The organism is Avibacterium paragallinarum (assembly GCF_900450705.1).
Classification (GTDB): Bacteria; Pseudomonadota; Gammaproteobacteria; order Enterobacterales; family Pasteurellaceae; genus Avibacterium; species Avibacterium paragallinarum.
In genome coordinates, this window is the sequence record NZ_UGHK01000002.1 from 1,176,872 (window position 1) to 1,199,984 (window position 23,113).

The 23,113-nt window shown below is 44.5% G+C and carries 25 protein-coding genes; 13 read left to right on the forward strand and 12 right to left on the reverse strand.

Translation table 11 applies throughout. The annotated features are described in order from the left end of the window. The first annotated feature begins 139 nt into the window (after window positions 1-139). The gene (gene ileS, locus DXZ23_RS10610) at window positions 140-2,959 is read left to right on the forward strand and encodes an isoleucine--tRNA ligase (RefSeq protein WP_017807294.1); all 2,820 of its coding nucleotides are present in this window, start codon (window positions 140-142) and stop codon (window positions 2,957-2,959) included. 153 nt (window positions 2,960-3,112) lie between these two features. Here ileS and DXZ23_RS10615 read toward each other — a convergent pair whose 3' ends face one another. Next, the gene (locus DXZ23_RS10615; RefSeq protein ID WP_017805811.1) at window positions 3,113-4,060 is read right to left on the reverse strand and encodes an IS110 family transposase; all 948 of its coding nucleotides are present in this window, start codon (window positions 4,058-4,060) and stop codon (window positions 3,113-3,115) included. A 201-nt stretch (window positions 4,061-4,261) separates the two neighbouring features. Between DXZ23_RS10615 and DXZ23_RS10620 the strand changes: the two genes are divergently transcribed. The 8 genes from DXZ23_RS10620 to DXZ23_RS10650 all read left to right on the forward strand — a co-directional run bounded on the left by DXZ23_RS10620 (window position 4,262) and on the right by DXZ23_RS10650 (window position 9,621). Then, on the forward strand, window positions 4,262-4,912 hold the full coding sequence (locus DXZ23_RS10620; RefSeq protein WP_017805439.1) for an IS1595-like element ISHpa1 family transposase: 651 nt from the start codon (window positions 4,262-4,264) through the stop codon (window positions 4,910-4,912). 116 nt (window positions 4,913-5,028) lie between these two features. Next, window positions 5,029-5,523, forward strand: coding sequence for a signal peptidase II (gene lspA, locus DXZ23_RS10625; RefSeq protein WP_017805307.1), 495 nt, complete (start codon window positions 5,029-5,031; stop codon window positions 5,521-5,523). Beyond that, window positions 5,520-6,464, forward strand: coding sequence for a 4-hydroxy-3-methylbut-2-enyl diphosphate reductase (ispH, locus tag DXZ23_RS10630; RefSeq protein ID WP_017805308.1), 945 nt, complete (start codon window positions 5,520-5,522; stop codon window positions 6,462-6,464). The genes lspA and ispH overlap by 4 nt, the downstream gene beginning before the upstream one ends. Before the next feature lie 143 nt (window positions 6,465-6,607). Continuing rightward, the gene (locus DXZ23_RS10635) at window positions 6,608-7,126 is read left to right on the forward strand and encodes a PepSY domain-containing protein (protein ID WP_017805309.1); all 519 of its coding nucleotides are present in this window, start codon (window positions 6,608-6,610) and stop codon (window positions 7,124-7,126) included. A 75-nt stretch (window positions 7,127-7,201) separates the two neighbouring features. Then, window positions 7,202-7,870 carry a response regulator gene (locus tag DXZ23_RS10640; RefSeq protein WP_021723626.1) on the forward strand — a complete coding sequence of 223 codons (669 nt, stop codon included), beginning with the start codon at window positions 7,202-7,204 and terminating at the stop codon, window positions 7,868-7,870. After that, window positions 7,870-9,201 (forward strand): ATP-binding protein, encoded by a 1,332-nt coding sequence (locus tag DXZ23_RS10645; RefSeq protein ID WP_017805311.1) that lies wholly within the window; start codon window positions 7,870-7,872, stop codon window positions 9,199-9,201. Before DXZ23_RS10640 ends, DXZ23_RS10645 begins: the two co-directional genes overlap by 1 nt. A gap of 42 nt (window positions 9,202-9,243) precedes the next feature. After that, window positions 9,244-9,396: a hypothetical protein gene (locus DXZ23_RS15490; protein ID WP_156127751.1), complete on the forward strand. Its 153-nt coding sequence runs from the start codon at window positions 9,244-9,246 to the stop codon at window positions 9,394-9,396. Window positions 9,397-9,417: 21 nt separating this feature from the next. After that, window positions 9,418-9,621: a hypothetical protein gene (locus tag DXZ23_RS10650; protein WP_017805312.1), complete on the forward strand. Its 204-nt coding sequence runs from the start codon at window positions 9,418-9,420 to the stop codon at window positions 9,619-9,621. Between the two features lie 70 nt (window positions 9,622-9,691). On the opposite strand, the gene argH is transcribed toward DXZ23_RS10650, so the two are convergent. The 3 genes from argH to argC all read right to left on the reverse strand — a co-directional run bounded on the left by argH (window position 9,692) and on the right by argC (window position 12,941). After that, the gene (argH, locus tag DXZ23_RS10655; RefSeq protein WP_017805313.1) at window positions 9,692-11,068 is read right to left on the reverse strand and encodes an argininosuccinate lyase; all 1,377 of its coding nucleotides are present in this window, start codon (window positions 11,066-11,068) and stop codon (window positions 9,692-9,694) included. A 68-nt stretch (window positions 11,069-11,136) separates the two neighbouring features. Then, complete coding sequence (argB, locus tag DXZ23_RS10660; protein ID WP_026138446.1) at window positions 11,137-11,910, reverse strand: acetylglutamate kinase; 774 nt, start codon at window positions 11,908-11,910, stop codon at window positions 11,137-11,139. Between the two features lie 23 nt (window positions 11,911-11,933). Then, complete coding sequence (gene argC, locus DXZ23_RS10665) at window positions 11,934-12,941, reverse strand: N-acetyl-gamma-glutamyl-phosphate reductase (RefSeq protein ID WP_021723631.1); 1,008 nt, start codon at window positions 12,939-12,941, stop codon at window positions 11,934-11,936. Window positions 12,942-13,055: 114 nt separating this feature from the next. On the opposite strand from argC, the gene argE reads away from it, so the two are divergent. Then, the gene (argE, locus tag DXZ23_RS10670) at window positions 13,056-14,207 is read left to right on the forward strand and encodes an acetylornithine deacetylase (protein ID WP_017805316.1); all 1,152 of its coding nucleotides are present in this window, start codon (window positions 13,056-13,058) and stop codon (window positions 14,205-14,207) included. 913 nt (window positions 14,208-15,120) lie between these two features. On the opposite strand, the gene DXZ23_RS10680 is transcribed toward argE, so the two are convergent. From DXZ23_RS10680 to DXZ23_RS10710, 8 genes are read right to left on the reverse strand one after another with little or no spacing between them, the layout of a single operon-like run. Further along, window positions 15,121-15,393 carry a hypothetical protein gene (locus DXZ23_RS10680; protein WP_035685195.1) on the reverse strand — a complete coding sequence of 91 codons (273 nt, stop codon included), beginning with the start codon at window positions 15,391-15,393 and terminating at the stop codon, window positions 15,121-15,123. Beyond that, entirely contained in the window at window positions 15,371-16,024 is a 654-nt protein-coding gene (locus DXZ23_RS10685) for a DUF4376 domain-containing protein (RefSeq protein ID WP_035695524.1), read from the reverse strand. The genes DXZ23_RS10680 and DXZ23_RS10685 overlap by 23 nt, the downstream gene beginning before the upstream one ends. 9 nt (window positions 16,025-16,033) lie before the next feature. Next, window positions 16,034-18,085: a tail fiber protein gene (locus DXZ23_RS10690; RefSeq protein WP_021723520.1), complete on the reverse strand. Its 2,052-nt coding sequence runs from the start codon at window positions 18,083-18,085 to the stop codon at window positions 16,034-16,036. Between the two features lie 9 nt (window positions 18,086-18,094). Beyond that, window positions 18,095-18,709 (reverse strand): baseplate wedge 1 family protein, encoded by a 615-nt coding sequence (locus DXZ23_RS10695; protein WP_017805938.1) that lies wholly within the window; start codon window positions 18,707-18,709, stop codon window positions 18,095-18,097. Window positions 18,710-18,717: 8 nt separating this feature from the next. After that, entirely contained in the window at window positions 18,718-18,945 is a 228-nt protein-coding gene (locus tag DXZ23_RS15975; protein WP_017805939.1) for a hypothetical protein, read from the reverse strand. Window positions 18,946-18,950: 5 nt separating this feature from the next. Continuing rightward, window positions 18,951-20,153: a baseplate J/gp47 family protein gene (locus DXZ23_RS10700; protein ID WP_017805940.1), complete on the reverse strand. Its 1,203-nt coding sequence runs from the start codon at window positions 20,151-20,153 to the stop codon at window positions 18,951-18,953. Further along, window positions 20,146-20,511, reverse strand: a complete 366-nt coding sequence (locus DXZ23_RS10705; protein ID WP_017805941.1) for a contractile injection system sheath initiator — start codon at window positions 20,509-20,511, stop codon at window positions 20,146-20,148. Before DXZ23_RS10705 ends, DXZ23_RS10700 begins: the two co-directional genes overlap by 8 nt. Next, entirely contained in the window at window positions 20,508-21,206 is a 699-nt protein-coding gene (locus tag DXZ23_RS10710; RefSeq protein WP_256593716.1) for a Gp138 family membrane-puncturing spike protein, read from the reverse strand. The genes DXZ23_RS10705 and DXZ23_RS10710 overlap by 4 nt, the downstream gene beginning before the upstream one ends. A 105-nt stretch (window positions 21,207-21,311) precedes the next feature. On the opposite strand from DXZ23_RS10710, the gene trpR reads away from it, so the two are divergent. The 3 genes from trpR to DXZ23_RS10725 are packed head-to-tail and all read left to right on the forward strand — an operon-like array spanning window position 21,312 to window position 23,088. Next, window positions 21,312-21,611 (forward strand): trp operon repressor, encoded by a 300-nt coding sequence (trpR, locus tag DXZ23_RS10715; protein ID WP_017807516.1) that lies wholly within the window; start codon window positions 21,312-21,314, stop codon window positions 21,609-21,611. Continuing rightward, window positions 21,598-22,320 carry a monofunctional biosynthetic peptidoglycan transglycosylase gene (gene mtgA, locus DXZ23_RS10720; protein ID WP_017807515.1) on the forward strand — a complete coding sequence of 241 codons (723 nt, stop codon included), beginning with the start codon at window positions 21,598-21,600 and terminating at the stop codon, window positions 22,318-22,320. Before trpR ends, mtgA begins: the two co-directional genes overlap by 14 nt. Window positions 22,321-22,335: 15 nt before the next feature. Next, window positions 22,336-23,088 carry an SDR family oxidoreductase gene (locus DXZ23_RS10725; protein WP_017807514.1) on the forward strand — a complete coding sequence of 251 codons (753 nt, stop codon included), beginning with the start codon at window positions 22,336-22,338 and terminating at the stop codon, window positions 23,086-23,088. Window positions 23,089-23,113: the final 25 nt, after the last annotated feature.

Genomic DNA, 23,113 nt, shown 5'->3' on the forward strand with positions numbered 1-23,113 from the left:
AAAGCACCGCACTTTAATCAGGGATTGAATAACAATTCCCAGCCCCCATTCTTTAACATTAGGCTATTTATGCGTATAATGCGGGAATCATTGTGCATTAAATGCAAAATTTTATTTTTATACAACGTGGAAAAAACAAATGTTGAATGAAACTGTAGATTACAAAAACACTCTAAACCTGCCAGCGACAGGTTTCCCAATGCGTGGCGATCTGGCAAAACGCGAGCCAGCAATGCTAAAAAATTGGTATGAGAAAAAACTTTACGACAAAATCAGACAAGCAGCACAGGGGAAAAAATCCTTTATTCTGCACGATGGTCCTCCTTACGCCAACGGCTCAATTCACATTGGACACGCTGTAAATAAAATTTTAAAAGACATTATTATTAAATCTAAAACCGCAGCGGGCTTTGACAGCCCTTATATCCCGGGCTGGGACTGCCACGGTTTGCCGATCGAATTAAAAGTGGAAGGCTTGGTAGGTAAAGCGGGCGATAAAATTTCTGCCGCACAATTCCGCGAAGAATGTCGCAAATATGCTTATGAACAAGTAGAAGGGCAGAAGAAAGATTTTATCCGCTTAGGCGTGTTGGGGGATTGGGATAATCCTTATTTAACAATGAATTATGACACCGAAGCGAACATCATTCGCACCCTTGCCAAAGTGGTGGAAAACAACCATTTATACAAAGGTTATAAGCCTGTGCATTGGTGCTTGGATTGTGCTTCTTCACTTTCTGAAGCGGAAGTGGAATACGAAGATAAAACCTCGCCGTCAATCTATGTGGCATTCCCTGCCGTTGATGAAAGTGCGGTGTTAAATCAATTCAATTTAACAGAAACGGGTAGTGGTAAAATTTTCGCTGTAATTTGGACAACCACCCCTTGGACGTTGCCATCAAACCGTGCCATTGCGGTGAATGCGGATTTAGATTATCAACTGCTGCAATTTGGCGATAAACGTTTGATTTTAGCCAAAGATTTGGTGGAAAGCGTGCAAAAAGCCCTTGGCGAAGAAAATGTGAAAGTGCTAGGCTCAGCCAAAGGGGCGGATTTAGAATTGCTCCGCTTTAACCACCCATTCTATGAGTATAGCGTGCCTGTGATTTTGGGCGATCACGTTACCACTGACGGCGGTACGGGCTTAGTGCATACCGCTCCCGATCACGGTCAGGACGACTATATTGTCGGACAAAAATACGGCTTAGAAATGGCGAATTTAATTACTGACGCAGGTGTCTTTAATGACAACACGCCATTCTTCGCGGGCAAAAAAGTCTTTGAAAGTAACGACTTAGTAATTGAAAAACTCATTGAAAAAGGCAATCTGTTAAAAGTACAAAAAATTCGCCACAGCTACCCGCATTGCTGGCGACACAAAACACCAATTATTTTCCGTGCCACACCACAATGGTTTATCGGAATGGAAACTAACGGCTTACGCAAACAGGCGTTAGAGGAAATCAAAAAAGTGCGTTGGATCCCAGATTGGGGTCAAGCACGCATTGAAAAAATGGTAGAAAACCGCCCAGACTGGTGTATTTCCCGTCAGCGTACTTGGAATGTGCAGATCGCCCTGTTTATTCATAAAGACACGGAAGAGTTACACCCGCGTTCGTTGGAATTAATCGAAGAAGTGGCAAAACGCGTGGAGCAAGCGGGCATTCAAGCGTGGTGGGATCTCGATCCTGCGGAATTGCTTGGCGAAGAAGCGAAAGATTACAAAAAAGTGCCAGACACCCTTGATGTGTGGTTCGATTCAGGATCAACCTATAATTCTGTCGTAAAAGTTCGCCCAGAGTTTAACGGCAAAGAGCCAGATATGTATTTGGAAGGCTCGGATCAACATCGCGGTTGGTTTATGTCGTCCTTAATGCTTTCTACTGCTACAGACAATAAAGCTCCGTATAAACAAGTACTTACCCACGGTTTCACGGTGGACGGACAAGGGCGTAAAATGTCGAAATCCATCGGCAACATTGTTACACCGCAAGAGGTAATGGACAAATTCGGCGGCGATATTTTACGTTTATGGGTGGCTTCCACCGATTACACAGGGGAAATGTCGGTTTCTGATGAAATCCTCAAACGTGCGGCAGACAGCTATCGCCGTATTCGTAATACCGCCCGTTTCTTATTGGCAAACCTTAACGGCTTTGACCCAAAACGTGATTTAGTTAAACCAGAAGAAATGATCGTACTCGATCGCTGGGCGGTGGATTGTGCTTTAAACGCACAAAAAGAAATCCAAGAAGCCTATGATAATTATCAATTCCACGCGGTTGTTCAGCGGTTGATGAAATTCTGCTCGATCGAAATGGGATCGTTCTATTTAGATATTATCAAAGATCGCCAATACACCACCAAAGCGGACAGCCTCGCACGTCGTAGCTGTCAAACTGCATTGTGGCATATTGCCGAAGCCCTCGTGCGTTGGATTGCCCCAATTTTATCCTTTACCGCTGATGAAATTTGGCAATATATCCCTGGTGAGCGTGCGGAATTTGTGTTTACCGAAGAGTTCTACAAGGGATTATTCCCATTGAACGCTGATGAAACAATGAATGACGCTTACTGGCAACAAGTGCTAAAACTGCGTGATGAAGTCAATCGCGTATTAGAGCAAGCCCGTGCGGATAAAGTGATCGGTGCGGCATTGGAAGCGGAAGTTACCCTTTACGCAAACGAAGAATACGCGAAGATTTTATCTCAATTAGGCGATGAATTACGCTTTGTGCTGATTACCTCAAAAGCCGAAGTGAAACCACTTGCCGAAGCTGATGTTGAGGGCGGTGAAGTGGACGGCTTTAAAGTGAAAGTAGTGCGTTCTGCTAACGAAAAATGCCCGCGTTGCTGGCATTATTCCGACACCATCGGACAAAACGCCGCCCACCCAACGCTTTGTTCTCGTTGTGTGGAAAACGTGGACGGCGAGGGTGAAGTCAGACATTTCGCGTAAAAAACGTCAAAAAATCCGACCGCACTTTGTCTGCAAAATAACAAAGTGCGGTGCTTTTTTCGCACGCTTTTTGTTATAGCTATTTGTCGGGGCGAACCTATGTGTTGTGTAGCAACTGTATTCAGCTAAAAAGCAAAAATACAAATTCGTTAATTAAAGTGCGTGAGCGTCCCATTGCGAGTCATCGCGGACAATCGCATTTAAAATGGTGAGAAGTTTACGCATACAGGCGTTAATCGCCACTTTGAACGCCTTACCATTAGCACGTAAGCGTTCGTAAAATTGTTTAAGTTTAGGCTCAAAACGCACACAAACAAATGTTGCCATATACAGTGCATTTCGTACGGCTTTGCGACCACCTGAACAGCGGCTTTTCCATTTGGTGTTGCCACTTTCTTTAGGATGGGGTGCAACACCAACAAGTGAAGCGATTTGTTTATGTGTGTATTGACCTAACTCAGGCAACATTGACATCAAAACGGCTATTGTTTGTGTACCCAACCCTTTGATGTCTTTAAACTTTTTTATTGTATCGTCAAAATGTTTGAGATGCTGTTCGATTTCCCTATCCAGCTCATCAATACGCAGGCTGAGATAGTCGATATGCTGTTCAACACTGAATACTTGTGTGGAATGAACTTGTTCAAGGCGGTTTTTCTCCGCAAAACGCATTTCAACAAGCTGATTACGGCGTGAAACAAGGGCTTCAAGCTGTTCCTGCTCGGGAGTGGGTGGTATGTAAAGCTGCTGTGCTACATTATCACGCATTGCGAGCATTTGGGCGTAAAAAGCCAACATTTTGGCGTCTTTATTGTCGGTTTTTGCTAGTGACTGCGACATCGCAAACTGATTGGTTTGTCGCGGGTTAGCAATCACCACACGAAAGCCTGTGCGGTGGAGTGCTTTAGCTAATGGGAGTTCAAGCCCACCGGTGCTTTCAAGGACAATTAAGTCCACACTGAAACGACGTAAATACTCAATGGTATGTGCAATCCCTTTCGGATTGTTGGTTTCGGTTTTTGTTCGTTTTTGGGTAGAAAGCCCAATGACGAAATGACGTTTAGCAACATCAATACCACAATAAGTTTGTTCATTCATCATTAACCTGCCTTGCATTCGGGTTTAAGTCTGGCAACTGTTCGGTTTTTTGGTGAAATGTTATCTGCTCTCATTGCTACAACTCGGTTTGTTGCTTGGGGCGGACGCGAGATGCAGATAACGGGGTTTTGTTGCTATTTTATATTAATTTTAGGGGCTGTCCTAGATAACAACTAAAAAATCTATTTAGGTTAGAATGAACCAATGAGAAAAAGTCGTCTAAGTCAGCACAAACAAAATAAACTCATTGAGCTATTTGTTGCAGGTGTTACTGCAAGGACAGCAGCAGAGTTAGTCAATGTAAACAAAACGACTGCCGCATATTACTTTCATCGTTTATGCCAACTCATCTATCAAAACAGCCTTCACTTAGAGATGTTTGAAGGTGAAATTGAAGCCGATGAAAGTTATTTTGGCGGTGCTCGCAAAGGCAAACGTGGTCGTGGTGCGGCAGGGAAAATTGCGGTATTCGGGCTTCTCAAGCGCAATGGCAAGGTTTATACCGTTGCGGTTCCAAATACGCAATCTGCCACCTTGTTACCCATTATTCGGGAGCAGGTAAAGCCTGATAGTATTGTTTACACCGATAATTATCGTAGTTATGACGTGCTTGATGTGAGTGAATTTAGTCATTTTCGTATCAATCACAGCACACATTTTGCTGAAAATCATAACCACATTAACGGAATTGAGAATTTTTGGAGCCAAGCAAAACGCCATTTACGAAAATTTAATGGTATCCCAAAAGCGCATTTTGAGCTTTATTTAAAGGAATGTGAATGGCGTTTTAATTACAGCAATATAAAAAGTCAAATTTCTATTTTAAAACAATTGGTTAAAGGGAGTTTAGTCTAGTTATCTAGGACAGCCCCTAATTTTAATATACAAGGGGCGGACCTGTGTGTCTGCCCGTATTAATAAATAGCGAATTGTAGCGATAAAAACATTCGCTGAATAAAACAGGATACCCAATGTTAAAAAAATCAGGACTTGCGTTCCTTTGGCTAAGTGCGGTGGTTTTTGGCATCGATTTATTGAGTAAATATGCCGTTGTGAGCCATTTTGCCCTGTATGACAGCGTGCAAATTTTGCCTATTTTTAACCTCACCTATGTCCGCAACTATGGGGCAGCCTTTAGCTTTTTAGCGGATCATTCAGGCTGGCAAAAAACCTTTTTCATTTTGCTTGCTATCGGCATTTCCGCAATGCTTTGCGTATTTTTAGCCAAAAATAAAGCAAGCCAACGCTTACAAAATAGTGCCTATGCTCTAATTATTGGCGGTGCGTTAGCCAATATGGCAGATCGGGCTTACCACGGCTTTGTAGTGGATTTTTTCGATTTTTATTGGCAACAATGGCATTATCCCGTGTTTAACGTGGCAGATATTGCCATTTGTATTGGGGCGGCATTGCTTGCCATTGACGCAATAAAAAATGGCGAGAAGAAAACGGAGAAAGCCAAGTGAAAATTATTTTAGCCAACCCGCGTGGTTTCTGTGCGGGCGTAGATCGTGCCATTAGCATTGTGGAATTAGCCTTAGAAATTCACGGTGCACCGATCTATGTTCGCCACGAAGTGGTGCATAATCGCTTTGTGGTCAATGGTTTGCGTGAGCGTGGCGCGGTGTTCGTAGAAGAATTAGACGAAGTGCCAGATGGGGCGATTGTGATCTTTTCCGCTCACGGCGTTTCCCAAGCGGTGCGTCAAGAAGCGAAAAAACGCGAGTTAAAAGTGTTTGATGCCACCTGTCCGTTGGTTACCAAAGTGCATATGCAAGTGGCACGAGCCAGTCGCAAAGGCACAAAAGCCGTGCTAATTGGACACGAAGGCCACCCCGAAGTGGAAGGCACAATGGGGCAATATGATAACGCGGAGGGCGGGATCTATTTGGTGGAAGATGTGGAAGACATCGCCAAACTGGCGTTGAGCAAAGAGGACGACATTACCTTTATGACGCAAACCACCCTGTCTATTGACGATACTAGCGAGGTGATCTCAGCGTTAAAAGCGAAATATCCCGCCATTCAGGGGCCGCGTAAAAATGATATTTGCTATGCCACCACCAACCGCCAGCAAGCGGTGCGGGAGCTGGCGGAGCAAGCGGATTTGGTGATCGTTGTGGGATCGAAAAATTCCTCAAACTCAAACCGCTTGGCAGAGCTGGCTACCCGAATGGGCGTTACTGCGAAATTGATCGATGATGCTAATGACATTGAAGAAGCTTGGCTGAACAATGTTTCTACGATTGGTATTACCGCAGGAGCATCTGCCCCTGAAGTGCTGGTACAATCGGTGGTGAACCGCCTGAAAGAGCTTGGCGTAACCCAAGTGGAAGAGCTACAAGGCTGTGAAGAAAACACGGTGTTTGAAGTGCCGCGAGAGCTACGCATTAAGGAAGTGAATTAAAGGCTTCTGTGAGCGGTGCAATTTTTTCAAAAAAATGTGTTTGCTAATTTTTTGCTAATTCTGGCTTTTTATAATGCTCCCGTCGCTAAGGAAGCGAACAGCAACCTACGATGAATTTTAATGATTAACAAAGGAGTATAACAATGAAAAACTTACGCAAAACACTTTTAGCCACCGCCTTAATCGGTGCAGTAACCTTCGGGGCATTGGGAACGGCTTATGCGGACAGCTTGAAAGACACCGCAATATTTGATCAAGCCAGCATCACCGCACAACAAGCGATGGATCAGGCAAAATCCAAATTCGACGGCAAAGTGATCGAGGTGGAACTCAAGCACAAGAAAGACAATCTCTACTATGAAGTGAAATTGCTGAAAGACAGCGAAACGCAGGAATTTAAAATTGATGCCAAAACGGGGGACGTGTTGGGATCAAAATCTGAGCAAAAAGCGGAACAGGCTGAAAAACGCCAGCGTTTACAGCAAGAGGTGAAAATTTCACTCACCCAAGCAATGGACATCGCCCAACAGCAAACGGGCGGCAAAATCAAAGAGATTGAATTTAAAGTGAAAAAAGATCGTCCGCAGTATCAGGTTAAAATGATCGTGAATGGCAAAATCGAAAAACTTCGCCTTGATGCCAACACGGGCGAGCGTTTCTAACACCGAATGAGATTTGACTTCAGCAACCGCATTGATAAAGTGCGGTTGTTTTTTATCCGTTTTTTGGGAGGCAAAATGCGAATTTTATTAGTGGAAGATGACAAAATGATCGCACAGGCAATGGCGGACAGCCTCAAAGAAAGCCATTATGCGGTGGATTGGGTGAACAACGGAAATACTGCCAAGCAGACATTAATCACGCAAACCTATGATCTCGTCTTGTTGGATCTCGGGTTACTAGGGCAAGACGGCTTGCAGTTGTTGCAACGCTTACGCCAACAGAAAAATACCACGCCCGTGTTAATCGTTACCGCCCGCGATGACATAGACAGCCGTTTAGCGGGGCTAGACGGCGGGGCAGACGATTATTTGATAAAACCCTTTGATATGAACGAGTTACAAGCCCGCATTCGTGCCATTTTACGCCGCCATTACGGACAAAGCTCGCCGAAAGTAATCAACGGCGATATGAGCCTTGACCCCACCACCTACCAAGTGGAAGTGAACGGCGAAGCCATTCCGCTGAGCAACAAAGAATTTGCCTTGCTCCAAGTGCTAATGACGCGGGCGGGGATTATCCATTCCAGAGCGGAGCTAGAAGACAAAATCTATGCGTGGGGCGAAGAGGTGGAGAGCAATGCCATTGATTTTCTTATTCACAGCTTGCGGAAAAAACTCGGCAAAGAGCGAATAAAAAATGTGCGAGGCGTGGGCTGGCTAATGGCGAAAACGGAGGCGGTATAATGCGTTCCATAAAAGCAAGGCTCAGTTTCAGCTTGATTTTGACCGTTGTCATTGTTGCGATTTTAGGCAGCGGTTGGGCGTTTTACGATACCTATTACCAAACTCATAAACTGCAAGATGAAATGCTCAAACAAATTTCGAGCTACATCTCACCGCACTTTGTACACGAAGAAAAATACAATGAAAACGGCATCGCGGTTTACTTTATTGCAAAGGATAAACCTACGGATCAGCTCAAATTGCCCGAAAATCCACAAAATGATTTTTACACCTTCGCACGAAAAAAAGGGCATTATGCAGTATTGAATAACAAAAAAAATTCCTTTCATTATGACCTAAAAAACGCGGGCAAGTTGTATCGCGGCTATCTTCGCACCGTGCCGCAAGGCGTTATCGTGGTGCTACAAGAAAATGAATACCGCGAAGATTTAGCCATTCACGCCGCACTGGCGAATTTTCTTCCCTTTATGCTGATTTTGCCCCTTATCGCCGTGCTGATTTATGTGATCACACGCCAAACAATGCAACCCATCGAACGGCTTTCGCAAAAAGTGCTACAACGTTCTCAGCAAGATCTCACCCCCTTGCCGACAAACCATTTACCCAATGAAATTACGGGCTTCGTGTTGGCGATCAACCAATTTTTAGCACGCACGGATCGCTTCATTCAACAGCAAAAACGCTTTATCGCCGATGCCTCGCACGAATTGCGTAGCCCAATGACAGTGATTTCCTTACAGGCGGAACGCCTCACTCAGCACCCGCTACCGACGGAAACCGTCCAGCAAGTAGCACAGCTCAACCAAAGCATTCAACGCAGTCGCCATCTTTTGGAGCAATTACTTTCCTTAGCTCGAATGCAAAACGGCGAAAAAACGCACCGCACTTTATGTGCCATTCAATCAGTATTTAGCCAAGTGATCGCCGATTTATACCCCCTCGCCGAACAAAAACAACAAGATTTAGGCGTGGAGTCGCCCCAACCGATTTTCTTTCAAGGCAACGAAACGGAACTTTATCTTTTAATCAAAATCCTAGTGGATAACGCCATTCGCTACACGCCAACGGGCAGCCGCATTGACCTCTGGGCGGAAGACAGGGCAGAGCATTTAATTTTGAACGTGGAAGACAACGGCAACGGCATACCTACAGCGGAACGCCAACGCGTGTTCGACCCGTTCTATCGCATACTTGGCTCAGACCAAATGGGATCAGGATTAGGGCTTGCCATCGCCCAGCAAATTGTCCAAAACTATGGCGGAAAAATTGAGCTACGCGACAGCCGCCACTTCCCAACGGGGCTATGGGTGCGAGTGAGCTTAGCGAAGTAACACTGTAAAAAAGTGAAAGAAGTTTAGCGATATACTAATTTTGTGCTAATTTTTCTTTTGTATGATGAGGGCAATGAAAAACGTATCGCAAAAGGCATTTCACGTTCAACCGCATTAAGCCGAAAACGTACAAAAAGTACGGCAAGGCGAACTGCGTATGAAATGAAAACCAGCCCGCGAGCTTTTAACCCCTAACATTTTAAAGAGGACAAATTTATGTTGCACAATTTCATCACCTTTTTACAAAACTTTTTATTAGCCGCCATTGACTTTGCCGTAATGGGAAGCCTCGTATTATTTACCCTATCCGCCTTCTGCATCAGCTCCTTAGGCTTCGTATTCGCCACCCTACTTGCACGCGGAAAAGACGACAATATTATTGACATAAAAGCCGAACGCGTGTGGTTTGGGGAAAAATAAGAAACCTTACTGATATAGCAAGGTTCTTATTGATATATTATTTAAAAGATTATTACAAGCTAAAATAATTTTATGATCTCAACCGCACTTTCGCTTCAGCAATGGCTTCGGCGACCCGTTGTGGGGATACGCCGCCTTTGGCACAGCGTTTGTCGAGGCAGGATTGGAGGGAGAGAATGGCGTAAATATCGTCGCCTACAACGTCGCTAAATTGGCGGAATTCTTCTAGGCTGAGATCTTCTAACCCTTTATGCACGCTGATGGCATATACCACGGTTTCACCAACGATATGGTGTGAATCACGGAATGGCACGCCTTTGGCAACTAAGTAATCCGCAAGTTCGGTGGCATTGGAATAGCCTTTCAATGCCGCTTCACGGGTGCGATCCACATTCACTTTAATATCATCTAACACGAAAGTCGCCATATCTAAGCAGTCTTGCCAAGTGTCCAACGCATCGAAGATCCCTTCTTTATCTTCTTGCATATCTTTATTGTAGGCGAGTGGCAAGCCTTTGACGGTCATCAACATTCCTGTTAATGCCCCCACCACACGCCCCGCTTTACCGCGGATTAATTCGCACGCATCAGGGTTTTTCTTCTGAGGCATTAATGATGAACCCGAGGTTACGCGATCGGAAAGCTCGACAAAATCCGCTTCGCCACTATTGAAAATGATCATATCTTCCGCAAAGCGGGAAAGGTGAGCCATACTCAACGAGGCGGTGGAGAGCAATTCGATAATGTGATCGCGATCGGATACGCTGTCTAAACTGTTACGGGTAGCACTGGCAAAGCCGAGATCTTGGGCGAGGGCTTCGCGATCAATTGCATAAGCCGTTCCCGCTAACGCACCGCTACCGAGTGGGCAAGTGTTCATTCGTTGATAGGCATCGCTAAGACGTGAATAATCGCGATCGAGCATTTCCACATAAGCCATACACCAATGGGCAAAAGTGATGGGCTGGGCACGTTGCAAGTGGGTGTAGCCCGGCATTACGGCGTGTTGGTTGTTTTCCGCTGTTTCAACGAGTTTGCGTTGCAACGCACGAATGGAATATTGCAATTCCGTTACACGCTGTTTGCACCACATTTTGATGTCGAGTGCCACTTGGTCGTTACGGCTTCGCCCCGTGTGCAGTTTTTTACCAAGATTGCCTACTTTATTGATGAGCTTACTTTCTACCCAGCTGTGAATATCTTCCGCGTCATCTTGTAAAATCCCTGTTAAATTTGACCGCACTTCGATCAGCAATTCATTCAAGGCTTGTTCTAATTGTTGTTGCTCTGCTTTTGTTAATACGCCGACGCTCACCAAGGCTTTTGACCAGCCGATCGAGCCTTCAATATCTTGCTCAGCAAGGCGATAGTCAAAACGTAATGAATCATTAAAATCTTTAAACCGTTTATCTGCGGCTTGTGTGAAGCGTCCACCCCAAAGTGCCATAGTTTTTCCTTATTTTTGCTTTTATGGTTAAAAATGTAGAATGGCTGCCATTCTACAAGGGTTTATTATCAAGGTAAAATTCTTGTGCCGATTATCTCACCAGCAAAAAGTGCGGTCAATTTTTCTGGGTATTTCCAGTTGGCAATATCCACGCCCGTATTGAGTATTTTAGCTGCATCTAGGGCAGCATTGACTTTAACAATCATTCCGTCTGTGATGACACCTTGCTGAATAAGCTGGCTGATTTGCTCGCTGTTGAGCTGTTCCAATCGCTGTTTGTTTTCGTCTAGCACGCCGTCCACATCAGAGAGCATTACCAAATCCCCTTGAATTAAAGCGGCGATGGCAGTGGCTGCTTGATCCGCATTCACATTCATTAAGCGACCTTGCTCGTCCACTGCGATAGAGCTGATAATCGGCAAAAATGCCTCGCTGAGCAAATGGTGCAGTAACTCAGGTTTGTTTGGCACAACATTGGCGACGTGCCCCAGCTCTACATCAAATTGATGGGCTTTGGTGAGCTTACCGTCCGCAAGGCAAAGCCCGACAGGGTTTAGGTTAAACTTCGCCGCTTGTGCCACTAAGGTTTTATTGGCGATCCCCGCAAGGGCAGCAACTATGATGTCAATTTGATTTTCAGGGGTAACCCGCAAGCCATTTTTCTTTTTCACTGGTAAATCAAGGCGTTGCATTAATTCATCAACCACACAGCCACCACCGTGTACGATCAACAGCGGGCGAGCAAAATGTTGCTGATACTCCGCAAGGGCGGTAAATAAATTTTCCATTGCCTGCGGGGTATCCAACAGCACGCCGCCTAATTTAATGACTAAGGGTTTCATTGTTTTCATTTCGCGTTATTCCTTTAAATTAATCCTAAACTCTCTGCGAAGCCATAACGAATATTTGCACATTGCACCGCCTGTGCCGCCGCGCCTTTGAGCAAATTATCTTCCGCACCCACAATAATAATATAGCCATTTTTAACCGCAAAACCAATGTCGCAATAAGGGGTGAACTCCACCGCTTTAATGCTCGGCAAGCCTTGCTCATAAACACGCACAAGGGGCTTGTTAGCATAATATTGCTGATATGCCTCGCGGATTTGTTGCTCGCTCACGCCGTCTTTCAGTTTGGCGGTAATGGTGGCTAAAATTCCCCGTTTAAAATTGCCAAGGTGTGGGGTGAAAATCACCTCTGTGCCTAAATGGGTGGCGATTTCGGGCTGATGACGGTGATTAAACACGCCGTAAGCATTCAGGCTCACCTCGCAAAAACTGTTGGTTAGGGAGGCTTTACGCCCCGCACCGCTCACGCCACTCACTGCATTGATGATCGGTAACTGATTGAGATCCAACAAATGATTTTCAATTAACGGCTTTAAGCTCAGTTGCGACACGGTAGGGTAACAGCCTGCCACGGCGACTAAATCGGTTTGTGCAATGGCGGCAGCGTTCCATTCTGCCAAGCCATATACCGCTTGCTTTAATAACTCAGGGTAGCGATGTTCAAAGCCGTAATATTGCGGATAAAACTCAGGGCAATTAACACGAAAAGCCCCTGATAAATCAAACACTTTGCAATCATTTTGCAAAAAAATCGGGGCGAGATCGTGGCTTACCTCGTGAGCAGTGGCAAAGAAAACCAGATCATTTTCTTGTGCCAGCGAAGTTAAATCTTCCCCCAAAGGTTGCAAGGGTAAATCCACAACCTGCTTCAGTTGGGGATAAATCGCAGAAATCGCCTTATGAGCATCTTGGCTCTGAGCCGAAACATACAAGCCGTTAAGCTGAAAGTGCGGGTGCAAGTGAAGAATGCGAGCCAATTCCGCCCCCGTGTAACCGCTCGCCCCAATAATAATTGCTTTTTGCATAGCTAAATGTGCCTTATACTGAACAAAATAAACCGAATAATTTGATTAATTATGCTATTATTGTGCATAATTAATCACAAGGCAACTTAAATTTCACTGCATAAGGAAAAATGAATGAAAAAACGACCGCACTTTATGGAAATGTATTCCCAGCTCATCGCCTTACCTACCATTAGTAGTGTTGAAGCAGAATATGATCAAACCAACAAAACCCTGATTGATCTGCTTGCCACTTGGCTGGCGGATCTTGGCTTTAACATCAACATTATGCCTGTTGAAGGAAGCCGAAAAAAATTCAATTTATTAGCCACTTATGGCGAAGGTGAGGGCGGTTTGTTGCTGGCGGGGCATACCGACACCGTCCCCTTTGATGAAGGGCGTTGGACATTCGATCCTTTCAAACTCACAGAAAAAGACGGCAAATTTTACGGTTTAGGCACGGCAGATATGAAAGGTTTTTTTGCTTTCGTACTGGAAACCTTGCACAACCTTGATCTCAGCAAACTCAACAAGCCGTTGCGAATACTCGCCACCGCCGATGAAGAAACCACCTTGCTCGGGGCAAGAGTATTCAGCCAGCACAGCCATATTCGCCCAGATTGTGCCATTATTGGCGAGCCAACTTCCTTAAAACCCGTGCGTGCGCATAAGGGACATATCGGACAAGCGGTGCGAATTATGGGAAAAACGGGGCATTCGAGCGATCCTGATCGTGGCGTGAATGCCATTGAATTAATGCACGAAGCCACAGGCTATTTAATGGAAATGCGTAATGAGTTAAAGGAAAAATATCATCATTCTGCCTTTGCCATTCCTTATCCCACAATGAATTTTGGCGCAATCCACGGCGGTGATGCGGTAAACCGTATTTGTGCCTGTTGCGAACTGCATTTTGATATTCGCCCTCTACCGCAAATGCGATTAGAGGATCTCAACGAAATGCTACAAGAAAAATTGCGTCCGATGTTTGAAAAATGGGGCGATCTGATTTCCATTCGCAATCTACACGAACCCACCCCCGGCTATGAATGCGAACATTCCGCCCAAGTGGTGCAAGTGGTGGAAAAATTGTTGGGTGAAAAATGTGAAGCAGTCAATTACTGCACCGAAGCCCCATTCATTCAACAGCTTTGTCCAACCTTGGTACTCGGCCCTGGCTCAATCGAACAAGCCCACCAGCCCGATGAATACCTAAGTGCCGAATTTATCCAACCCTCTCATCAATTATTGCAGAAATTGATTCAGCATTTTTGTGTTGAAAGCTAGAGAATTATCTATTGTTAAATAAAGAGCAAGAATTAGTAACCAATTATTTATAGTGAATTTATTTGAGAAAATATTGATTTTGAGGCATAGAAAATAAAACGGTATAGGGAATTTAACATCATTTATTTACTAGAGTTTTGCAGCCTAGAATGATATTAACATATCGAAAACGCTATAAAGTGGACTATTTTCTAGTGCGTGATTTTAGACACTGTGGCATATTGCTACTAAAAATCTGATATGGCAGACAAAATGGTTATTTTTTAAGAGTCTATGTTTCTATTCCTCCATCAGTCCTGGCAAAAAGGAACAAATGAAAATTCAAATGGTTTACTGAGGGAGTATTTTCCGAAAAGATGTTACGCCATTTTCGGAAGCTAACTAGAAAACCCCCTATGAAGTTTATTTTGATAAAGCGTTGTTGTTAGTTTGACAATTCAAGCATTATTAAATTAGGCACTAAAATCATTAATCAATATGAAGAAAATGAACGATAATAAATGATCAGATATTAAAAAAGCCTTGATTTACAAGGCTTCTTAAACTGTTTTGAATTAGTATGAACTACTATGAATTATGAAATTGGTGGAGATAATCGGGATCGAACCGACGACCTCTTGAATGCCATATTTGTCTATTATTATAAAATACTTTATAAAACAATGCCTTACATCTCTTGTTTGATTTTTTATTGCTGTAGTACGCCGTTGTTTGTGGTTATATAACAAGTATCACTGGCACAAAATTGACACAAAACAATTATCAATATTTCCCACCTTTTTATATCTATTTCGTCAAATTTACGTCAAACTAAAACCCTTTCTCCACACAACATTCTTTTCTCGTTATATTTAACATTACTTAAACAAAAAAAACGAGAGCCATCGCCCTCGTTTTATTCCCAGCTTAGGTTTCAGTGATGAGCGGTAAAATCCTCCGGATATTGCCTGCGTTTCACCTCGCTTTCATAGGCGGTTTTGCAATGGTCTTTGTCGAAAAACAGCCCATTTACCAGCCGAAACCAAAACCGCCAGCGGGCTTTGGGCTTGCTCTCTAACACGGCTCGGCGGTAACAACGGCTGGAAAAGGTTTCATCTGCCCCACCGCCCGTTAAGGCGTTGCAAAGTTGGTCGAGGGCAATCAAAACGTGATAGCCCCACGTTTTAAATGGATTTTTCTTGCTCATTTTGGTATTCCTCATAGGTTTGCGACCAGCCGATTGACCAGTCATATTCAGTTGGATTTTCTTCCGCCTCTAATAGCACTTTGTGCATATAGGCGTTCTCAAACATTTTTTCTTTGAGCGTTTTCGCCGCGTTCCACACCGCTTTGAATTTGTCAAAATCTAACGGTTGAGCGGTGTTATCCGCACAAATCAGGGTGAAAATACGTGGCTCGCCGTTTTCTTCCGTTTTGCCGTTTAAGTCAAAATCCGCTTTGATTTCTACCAAGGTGGCACGCCCTTTTTCATCTGTATCCATCCATTTGCCGATTTCTGGCACATACACACCCCCATCAACACAGTTATTTCTTTTGGCATTAATTTTTGACCGCACTTGATTTCGCTGTTCGCTGAGCCGCTCCCCTTGTCTTGCCTCATCCATCACCCATTTTCCCCCTTGCAATCTGTGATAAGGGCTTGGCTGGGGCTCAATCAAAACGGGATAGCCCCGCTCATCGGGGATAATCTGTTTTCCCTCACTTTGCCCGATAAGTAAAGTGCGGTAGGTTTCTTCGCTAATTTCTACTGAACCCTCGGGGATAACATGTATCCCCGCTAGGAAAAAACCTTGTGTGAGTCTGTTAAAAAAATACATTGTTCCCCCTTAATAACCTATTGCTAAAAACATCGTGTCATTTCGCTGGCTGACTACCTCAAAACCACTATTATCCATCTGTCCACGGCTTTGTACGGTACTTGTGTAGCTCCACATCTTAGTAAACTCTGTGAGTCCAATAAAAAATACTTGATTAGGAAAGGTTATTGGAAATGTTACTCGCCGTTGTGTGGTTGCTTCCCACCCTGCTCTAAACTTACCCCATTGAATAATTAATCCATTGGGCAATTTGCTCCAGCCATTTTCTGTAAACTGTTGGCTAAAAAGATTGTTAAGGTATTGCTCTACGCTTCGTTCAAAATCCGTTATTTCACTCACCCTATGCGTATGTAACACGTCCGCTTTTTTTGCCTTCACTTCTTGAATATCTTGTGCCAATCTACTTGCATCAAGTTGCCCAGCATTAGCAATCTCTCCAAACGCCTTAATCCAAAACTGCACCCCATCGAGCGTGTTTTGTGCTTTAATGCAGAGTTTGAGAACAAGGGATTTCGGGCGCGTTTCTTCCGCAGTTCGCGTATCTTTCTCTGTCGTATCCTTCGTAGAAGCAAGGTAGGTTTTTGCCCTTGCCCCATCGGCGACCGCCACGTTGTTCGCCTGCACCCTGCCTTTTTGTGCGGGCTTAAACGCACCCGGCACTACATTGGTGGTATCACTATCATGAATGACGATAGTGATACCTTTCTCGGCTTGATAATCGCCCCCGGCTTCGGTAGGAATATAGTGAAAGTGGTCTTGAAGGGCGTCTTGTTGCACCTCACCCACCGCAAGCAATGCCCCCGCGTTACGAATAAAGCGGTCTTTCGCTTTCGGCACGGCAGAAAGGCTGCCATATTTCGCCACAAGATGGCGATACAGTTCGGGATAAGCCTGTTCGCTAACTTGCTCTTCAATGTCATCAAAGGCAATCCAGCCTTCGGGGATATTGTCGGTGGCAAAATAGGCGGTCATACCCACATCTGAGCGACGTAAATCAGGCAGTTTGTTGCTATTGCCTAACGCTCGATATAAATCGGGGTAAGTGCTACTGCCAAAGGTTGAGCCATCAGCTAGTAAAAAGCCTTGTGGGTGAGTAATGGCGCGCGGAAAAGCCAGCACTGCGCCCACTGGCAAGCTATCTCCACCAACGCGCACCCACTCGCTCCAACCGCCACCACTGCGCCGATTGCGAGCATAGTAGATTTGCTTATCGTGCGTCACATACTCCTGCATCACGCCATACGCCGAGGGCTTAACCGTCAATGCCCCCGCGCGCGCCTCAGGATAATGACGCGCACTTGTGGCCAGATTATCATGCACTTGCCCGTAAATCCCCACGGTGGTGAGTTGATTAAGGTCTTGTGTACCTAGATTAGCCTGTACCTTAAAATCTTTGATGCCATAGCCGGCAAGGGTGGTTGCTGGGGATTGTTTAGATTGAGCGAAAGTATAAGCACTATCTGCTCTATTTTTTGCTTCAACACCTTTGTCATAGGCGGTTTTAACGGCGTTGCTCGTTGCCACGGTGTCGCTACTTGCCGAATTAATTGCATTAGATTTTTTGCTGTTGGGGATATAGTTACTCAGATTGCGGGTTAAGGCATCAATCAGCCCTTTCAACGTTTTCCCTGCTTTGGCGGTGAGCCCTAGGGTTTCACTATCGCTGTCTAACGCATTAGTAAGCTGTACAATGCCTAGCTGGGTTAGACTGGCTTTTGAAATTGAATGGGTATGCCCTGTTTTATCCACAAAATCCACGGTTTCAGCGTTGATCGCTTTTGGGGTGCTGTGTCCTTTAGCGATCTTCAAAATGGCATTAAGTAACGCATTGATATTGTCTTCTGTGGGTTCGATGCCCGCATTTTCCATTACAGCTTTGAGCTGTTTAAAAAGCCACTGATCTTTTTTGTCGTTCATCTGCTGAACGTAGTTAAAATCTTGTACTGTTGGCGTATCATCGCCTAAATGTGCCCAACCTGCTTCATAGTTGGTTTGTGAAAAATCGGTGGTATCGCCATTTTTCGCCCAAACAATTATTTTAAATAAATCCAGTAATTTCATTGCTTGTCCTTATTCGTCAATCAGTTCAACAGACACTTTTACCCCAGCCGCTGCGGGTATCCACGGCTTGGGATCTTGCTCTATCGCATCTATTTTATTTTTGCGATTACGTGTAATTTTGATATGAATTTCTGCATCCATCTTTTCTTGTACTAATACTTTGCTAGCCAGAAATAAGGCTTGGCACGCCTTAATCACATCTTCCACTGTACCGTGTGAATGGTTGGCGATTATTTTCCATTTGATCAGTCGCCGATAGGCTTCATCAGGCATATAGCTCACGGCTTTGGTATGCGTTTGTAGGGCGAGATCACGAATTGGAGCTTGGCTAAAGGCTTTGGCTTTGCTTTGCCCTGTAAAGCCAAAATACCAATCACCATTCATCTTAGTAAAAGGTCTCGGCATTCCTACAATATCGCCTACCCCGTCTAATTGCCGCCCGATTGCGGTATCAATATGCCGTTCAAGGAGCATTTGTTTTAAACTGTGTTGTAAATCGGTGTGAGGGGAAAGTAACAGTGAGATGAGGGTGTTTAAATTAGGTGAATAGCGAAATTGAGAAAGCTGTCGTTCTAAGCCTAATTGCACAAAATCCGCCTCAAGTGCGGTCAAAATTTTTGGCATTTTTCCTCCTAGCTGATAACGATGATAGCAGGATCGAACACTGCTTCTTCATCAGGTGCAATGACAATATTTTGTTCTTGGTAACGGGGTTCGGGATCGGTGATTTGATTGGTTTTCCCTATTTGCACGGTAACTTTTCCAACCCCTGACACAGCAATGCAGGCGGCGATGAGGCGTTGATGAATGACATCAGAACCTACCCCTAACTGCTTGCCATAATCTAAAATATTGTTCATTACGTTCACGATATAGCCCGCTTTGCCATTTCTCCTTCATCAACAAAGGTTTCAACGATGATTTTCAACCAAATATATCGCTTACGAGGGCGACTAAATTTGATCAAGTGCGGTTGGTTTTGGCTGTCTTTTACGCTGAGCGAGGTTCGTCCGTGTGTACCTATGCCGATGGGCTTATATTTCAACAAGGCTTTTGCAATGTCTTGATCTAACCCGCCTTTTATCACAACGTAAATACTGCGTTTTGGTATACCGTTAACCGTTTGATCCGTATCATTCTCATACACTCGCAAGGTGTTCACCCCCACGACATTCCGCAAGTTGGCATACAGTGCGTCCACCGTTGCCGCACCGTTTTGCCATACGCCAAGGTGATAGCGTTGATAGAGTTCGGTATCGCTTTCTTCAAAGCGTCCCGCCGTCCCCTCAACCAGATTATTCACTTCAACTACGCCATCTAGCATTGTGATAAGCTCGCTCATCTGTCCGATCTCTGCTTTATCCTCGCTAGGTTCTTCGGTACCCAGTTCAAGACGCAAGCCAAGCCGTGATAGGGTTAAATTCGGGCTGACAGAAATCGAAAAGTGCGGAGTAGATTGTGCGGTGATTTCAATAATCACATTATCATTTTGCACGCTGACATAATCGATCTCTTTGAGTTGCCCACTTAGTCCTTTAATAACACTTGCAACAGAAGAGCGAGTGGCACGAAAGCGATAGGCTACGCCATTAATTATCGCCGAAAATTCATCGTTAGGATTAATGGTTTTGGTGTTTAACTCAATGCGTGCATAAGCGGCTTGATTAGCATTAATTCTCGCCTCGCTATCCGTATAATAAAGGGTTTGGCTTGCTACATTGCGAACCGCTGTATAAGCAGGGATTAGGGTGTCCGCTTGCCCGAAGAAAATCACGGGAACGGTGGATCGTTCAGCCTGCAGGCGTTTCACCCCTGTAAAGGATACCGCCCGATCTAAATTCGCCCCTGTGGCACTCATTGGATACATCGCCCCATAAACACCCTCAACTAATTCCCAAAGGCTCGCAAAACGCTCTGCTTCAATGCTGAGCATTGTACCCAATACGGTTTCAGGAGTGATTTCAATCTCATTCCCAAACGCCTGTTTTGCTTTTTCAAATAATTCTTGCAATTGCTCAGGCATACGCTTACGCACAAAGCCGCTGCGTGTTAATCCATAATTAGCCATTTCGTTTTACCTCTATGCGATCTTGAATGCTCCCCTCATTTGTCCGAACGGAAAAGCTCACCACAAGCGTCCGCTCTTTACGGTGAAATTCTAAAGAAAGCCGTTCCACTGCCTTTACGCCCACAACGCCCATTATCTTTTTTCTGAAAATGGCTTGAATGCGGGTGCTATCGGGATTTTTCGTTAAAATTTCGTCAAAATAAGGCAAGCCTATGGTGGTATCTAAAAACCATTCCCCTAAAAACGTTAAAAGCACAACTTTGATTTGTTGTGCTTTTTGATTTATGCCTTCGACTATGACTAGCTTGTTATCTTTAAATAGCAAATCGTGCTGTGCATTTAATTTTAAATCGATCATTGTGCTGTTCCTGTGTTGCCTCCACTGTCGCCTTGATGGGTATGCCCTTGTAGAGAGATTCCCCCTGCTTGCACATCGCCCGTTGCTTTGAGAGTTCCGCTCACTGAAACACTACCACCATCGCCTGCCGTTGAGATACCACCATTAACCAGCACATTGCCGTTAAAAGTGCTGATTGGGGCGTTTACGGTAAAGTTGTCAGTGGTGATGGCAACATCGGGCGATTGGATCACAATATTACCGCTAGGCTCAATTTTGATTGAACCCTTGCCATATTTGATACATAAATTGACGGGATCGGCTACGGGTGAGCGACTATTTCCACCCAGTACACAAAAGGCATCGGAAAGATCGAACATTCGCGGATCGTCTGGTGCGTCTTGGCTTCCGCTTAGCCAGTTTTCCAGTGAACGTTGTGAGAAAATCAGCACGCAACCATCGCCCGCCTTGATCGGTAAGGTAATCTGAGCCAATGATCCGTTAATATCTGCCATTGGAAACAAAACGGGAATATTGACAATTTGCGGGGCTTTCAGCACCTCCCCGTTAGCAAGGCGTTTCGGGATAGTAGGCTGTGCCGTTACCCGTACCGTATTGGCATCATAAGCTAAAATTTTAGCGGGCAATGCCACATTAATTTCAGAAAGTGCGTGCAAAATGTGCTGGCATACGATTATTACTACCAGCTTTTGCAAGGCGAAACGCCAGAAAAATTTACCCAAGAGGAAAAAAACCGATTATACTAGTGCATTAGTTTAATAGCACAATGAAACATTCGTGATAGATAATAGGAGCTTGTTATGTATGTCAGCAAAAATATGGAACAATGGCACAGCTTTTTAGAAATTCTCCGTACCGCCTTTGCACAAAACAAAGAACAAGAATTGCTCACCCTACTTCTTACCCCCGATGAACGCGATGCGGTGGGGTTGCGTTTGCAAATTGTGGCTCAGCTATTAGAAAAAAGTTGTTCACAGCGTGAGATTCAGCAAAACTTGAACACCAGTGCGGCAACCATCACGCGAGGTTCAAATATGATCAAAACAATGCCGCCTGAATTTATGCAATGGGTAAAAGAACAACTCAATGAGCAAAAATAGAAAAAGGGGCTTACAATGTTGGCAACGCCTGAAACAGAAAATCTTACGCTATTCCCTTTATGGCTTTGCATTTTTCTGTGGCATTACCCTGCTTTTTCGCGTTGTGCCAATCCCTTTTTCCGCTTATATGGTGCAACAAAAAGTGGGGCATCTTTTACAAGGCGAAGAATATACCTTAGATTATCAATGGGTGAGCATTGATAATATCGCTTGGCAAATGCAGCTTGCGGTTATTGCCGCTGAAGATCAAAAATTTGCTCAGCATCACGGCATTGATTGGGAGGCGATTGAGAAAGCCTTAAAGCATAATCAAAACGCTCGACATATTCGAGGTGGCTCAACCATTTCGCAGCAAACCGTGAAAAATTTATATTTATGGCACGGGCAAAGCTGGCTACGCAAAGGCATTGAGCTACCCACTACCTTAATGGTGGAACTGCTATGGACAAAAAAACGCATTTTAGAAGTTTATTTAAACATTGCAGAATTTGGCGAGGGGATTTTTGGCGTAGAGGCAGCGAGCCGATATTACTTCAAAAAATCCGCTAAACAGCTCAGCCAACAAGAAGCGGCATTGCTCGCCGCTGTGCTGCCAAATCCAATTTTATTCAAAGTGAGCAAACCCAGTGCGTTTGTACAAAGAAAACAACGTTGGATTATGCGACAAATGAACCTATTGGGTAAAAGCTACTTAAATCAATTAAACTAACTGAGGAGAACAACAATGGCAATTCTAATTACGGGCGCGTCCGCGGGGTTTGGTAAAGCGATGTGCGAAGTGTTTATCAACGCGGGCTATAAAGTGATTGGGGCGGCTCGTCGTTTAGAAAAATTAACCGCCTTACAAAATGAGCTTGGGGAAAATTTTTATCCTTTGCAAATGGATATGAATAATTTAACGCAAATTAGCACCGCACATTCTCAGCTTCCCGAAGCTTTTCAGGAGATTGATTTATTGGTAAATAACGCAGGCTTAGCCCTCGGCTTAGAACCTGCCCATCAAGCCAATTTTGAGGATTGGCTCACAATGATCAACACAAATATCGTGGGCTTAACCTATTTAACTCGCCAAATTTTACCGCAAATGGTGGCACGCAAGCTGGGGCATATCATCAATTTAGGCTCAATCGCTGGCACTTATCCTTACCCTGGCGGCAATGTATACGGTGCAACCAAAGCCTTCGTGGAGCAATTTAGTTTAAATTTACGTGCTGATTTAGCGGGAACGAATGTACGCGTAACCAATGTTGAACCCGGACTATGTGGCGGCACGGAATTTTCTAACGTGCGTTTTAAAGGCGACGACGAAAAAGCCGCAAGCGTTTATGCTAACGTACAACCGATCCAACCAATCGACATCGCCAACACCGTACTCTGGATCTATCAACAACCCCCACACGTTAATATCAACCGCATTGAAATTATGCCTGTAGCACAAAGTTTCTCTGCGTTGAATGTGGTGAGAGATAAAAACTAAAGTGCGGTGAAAATGATCTGCACCC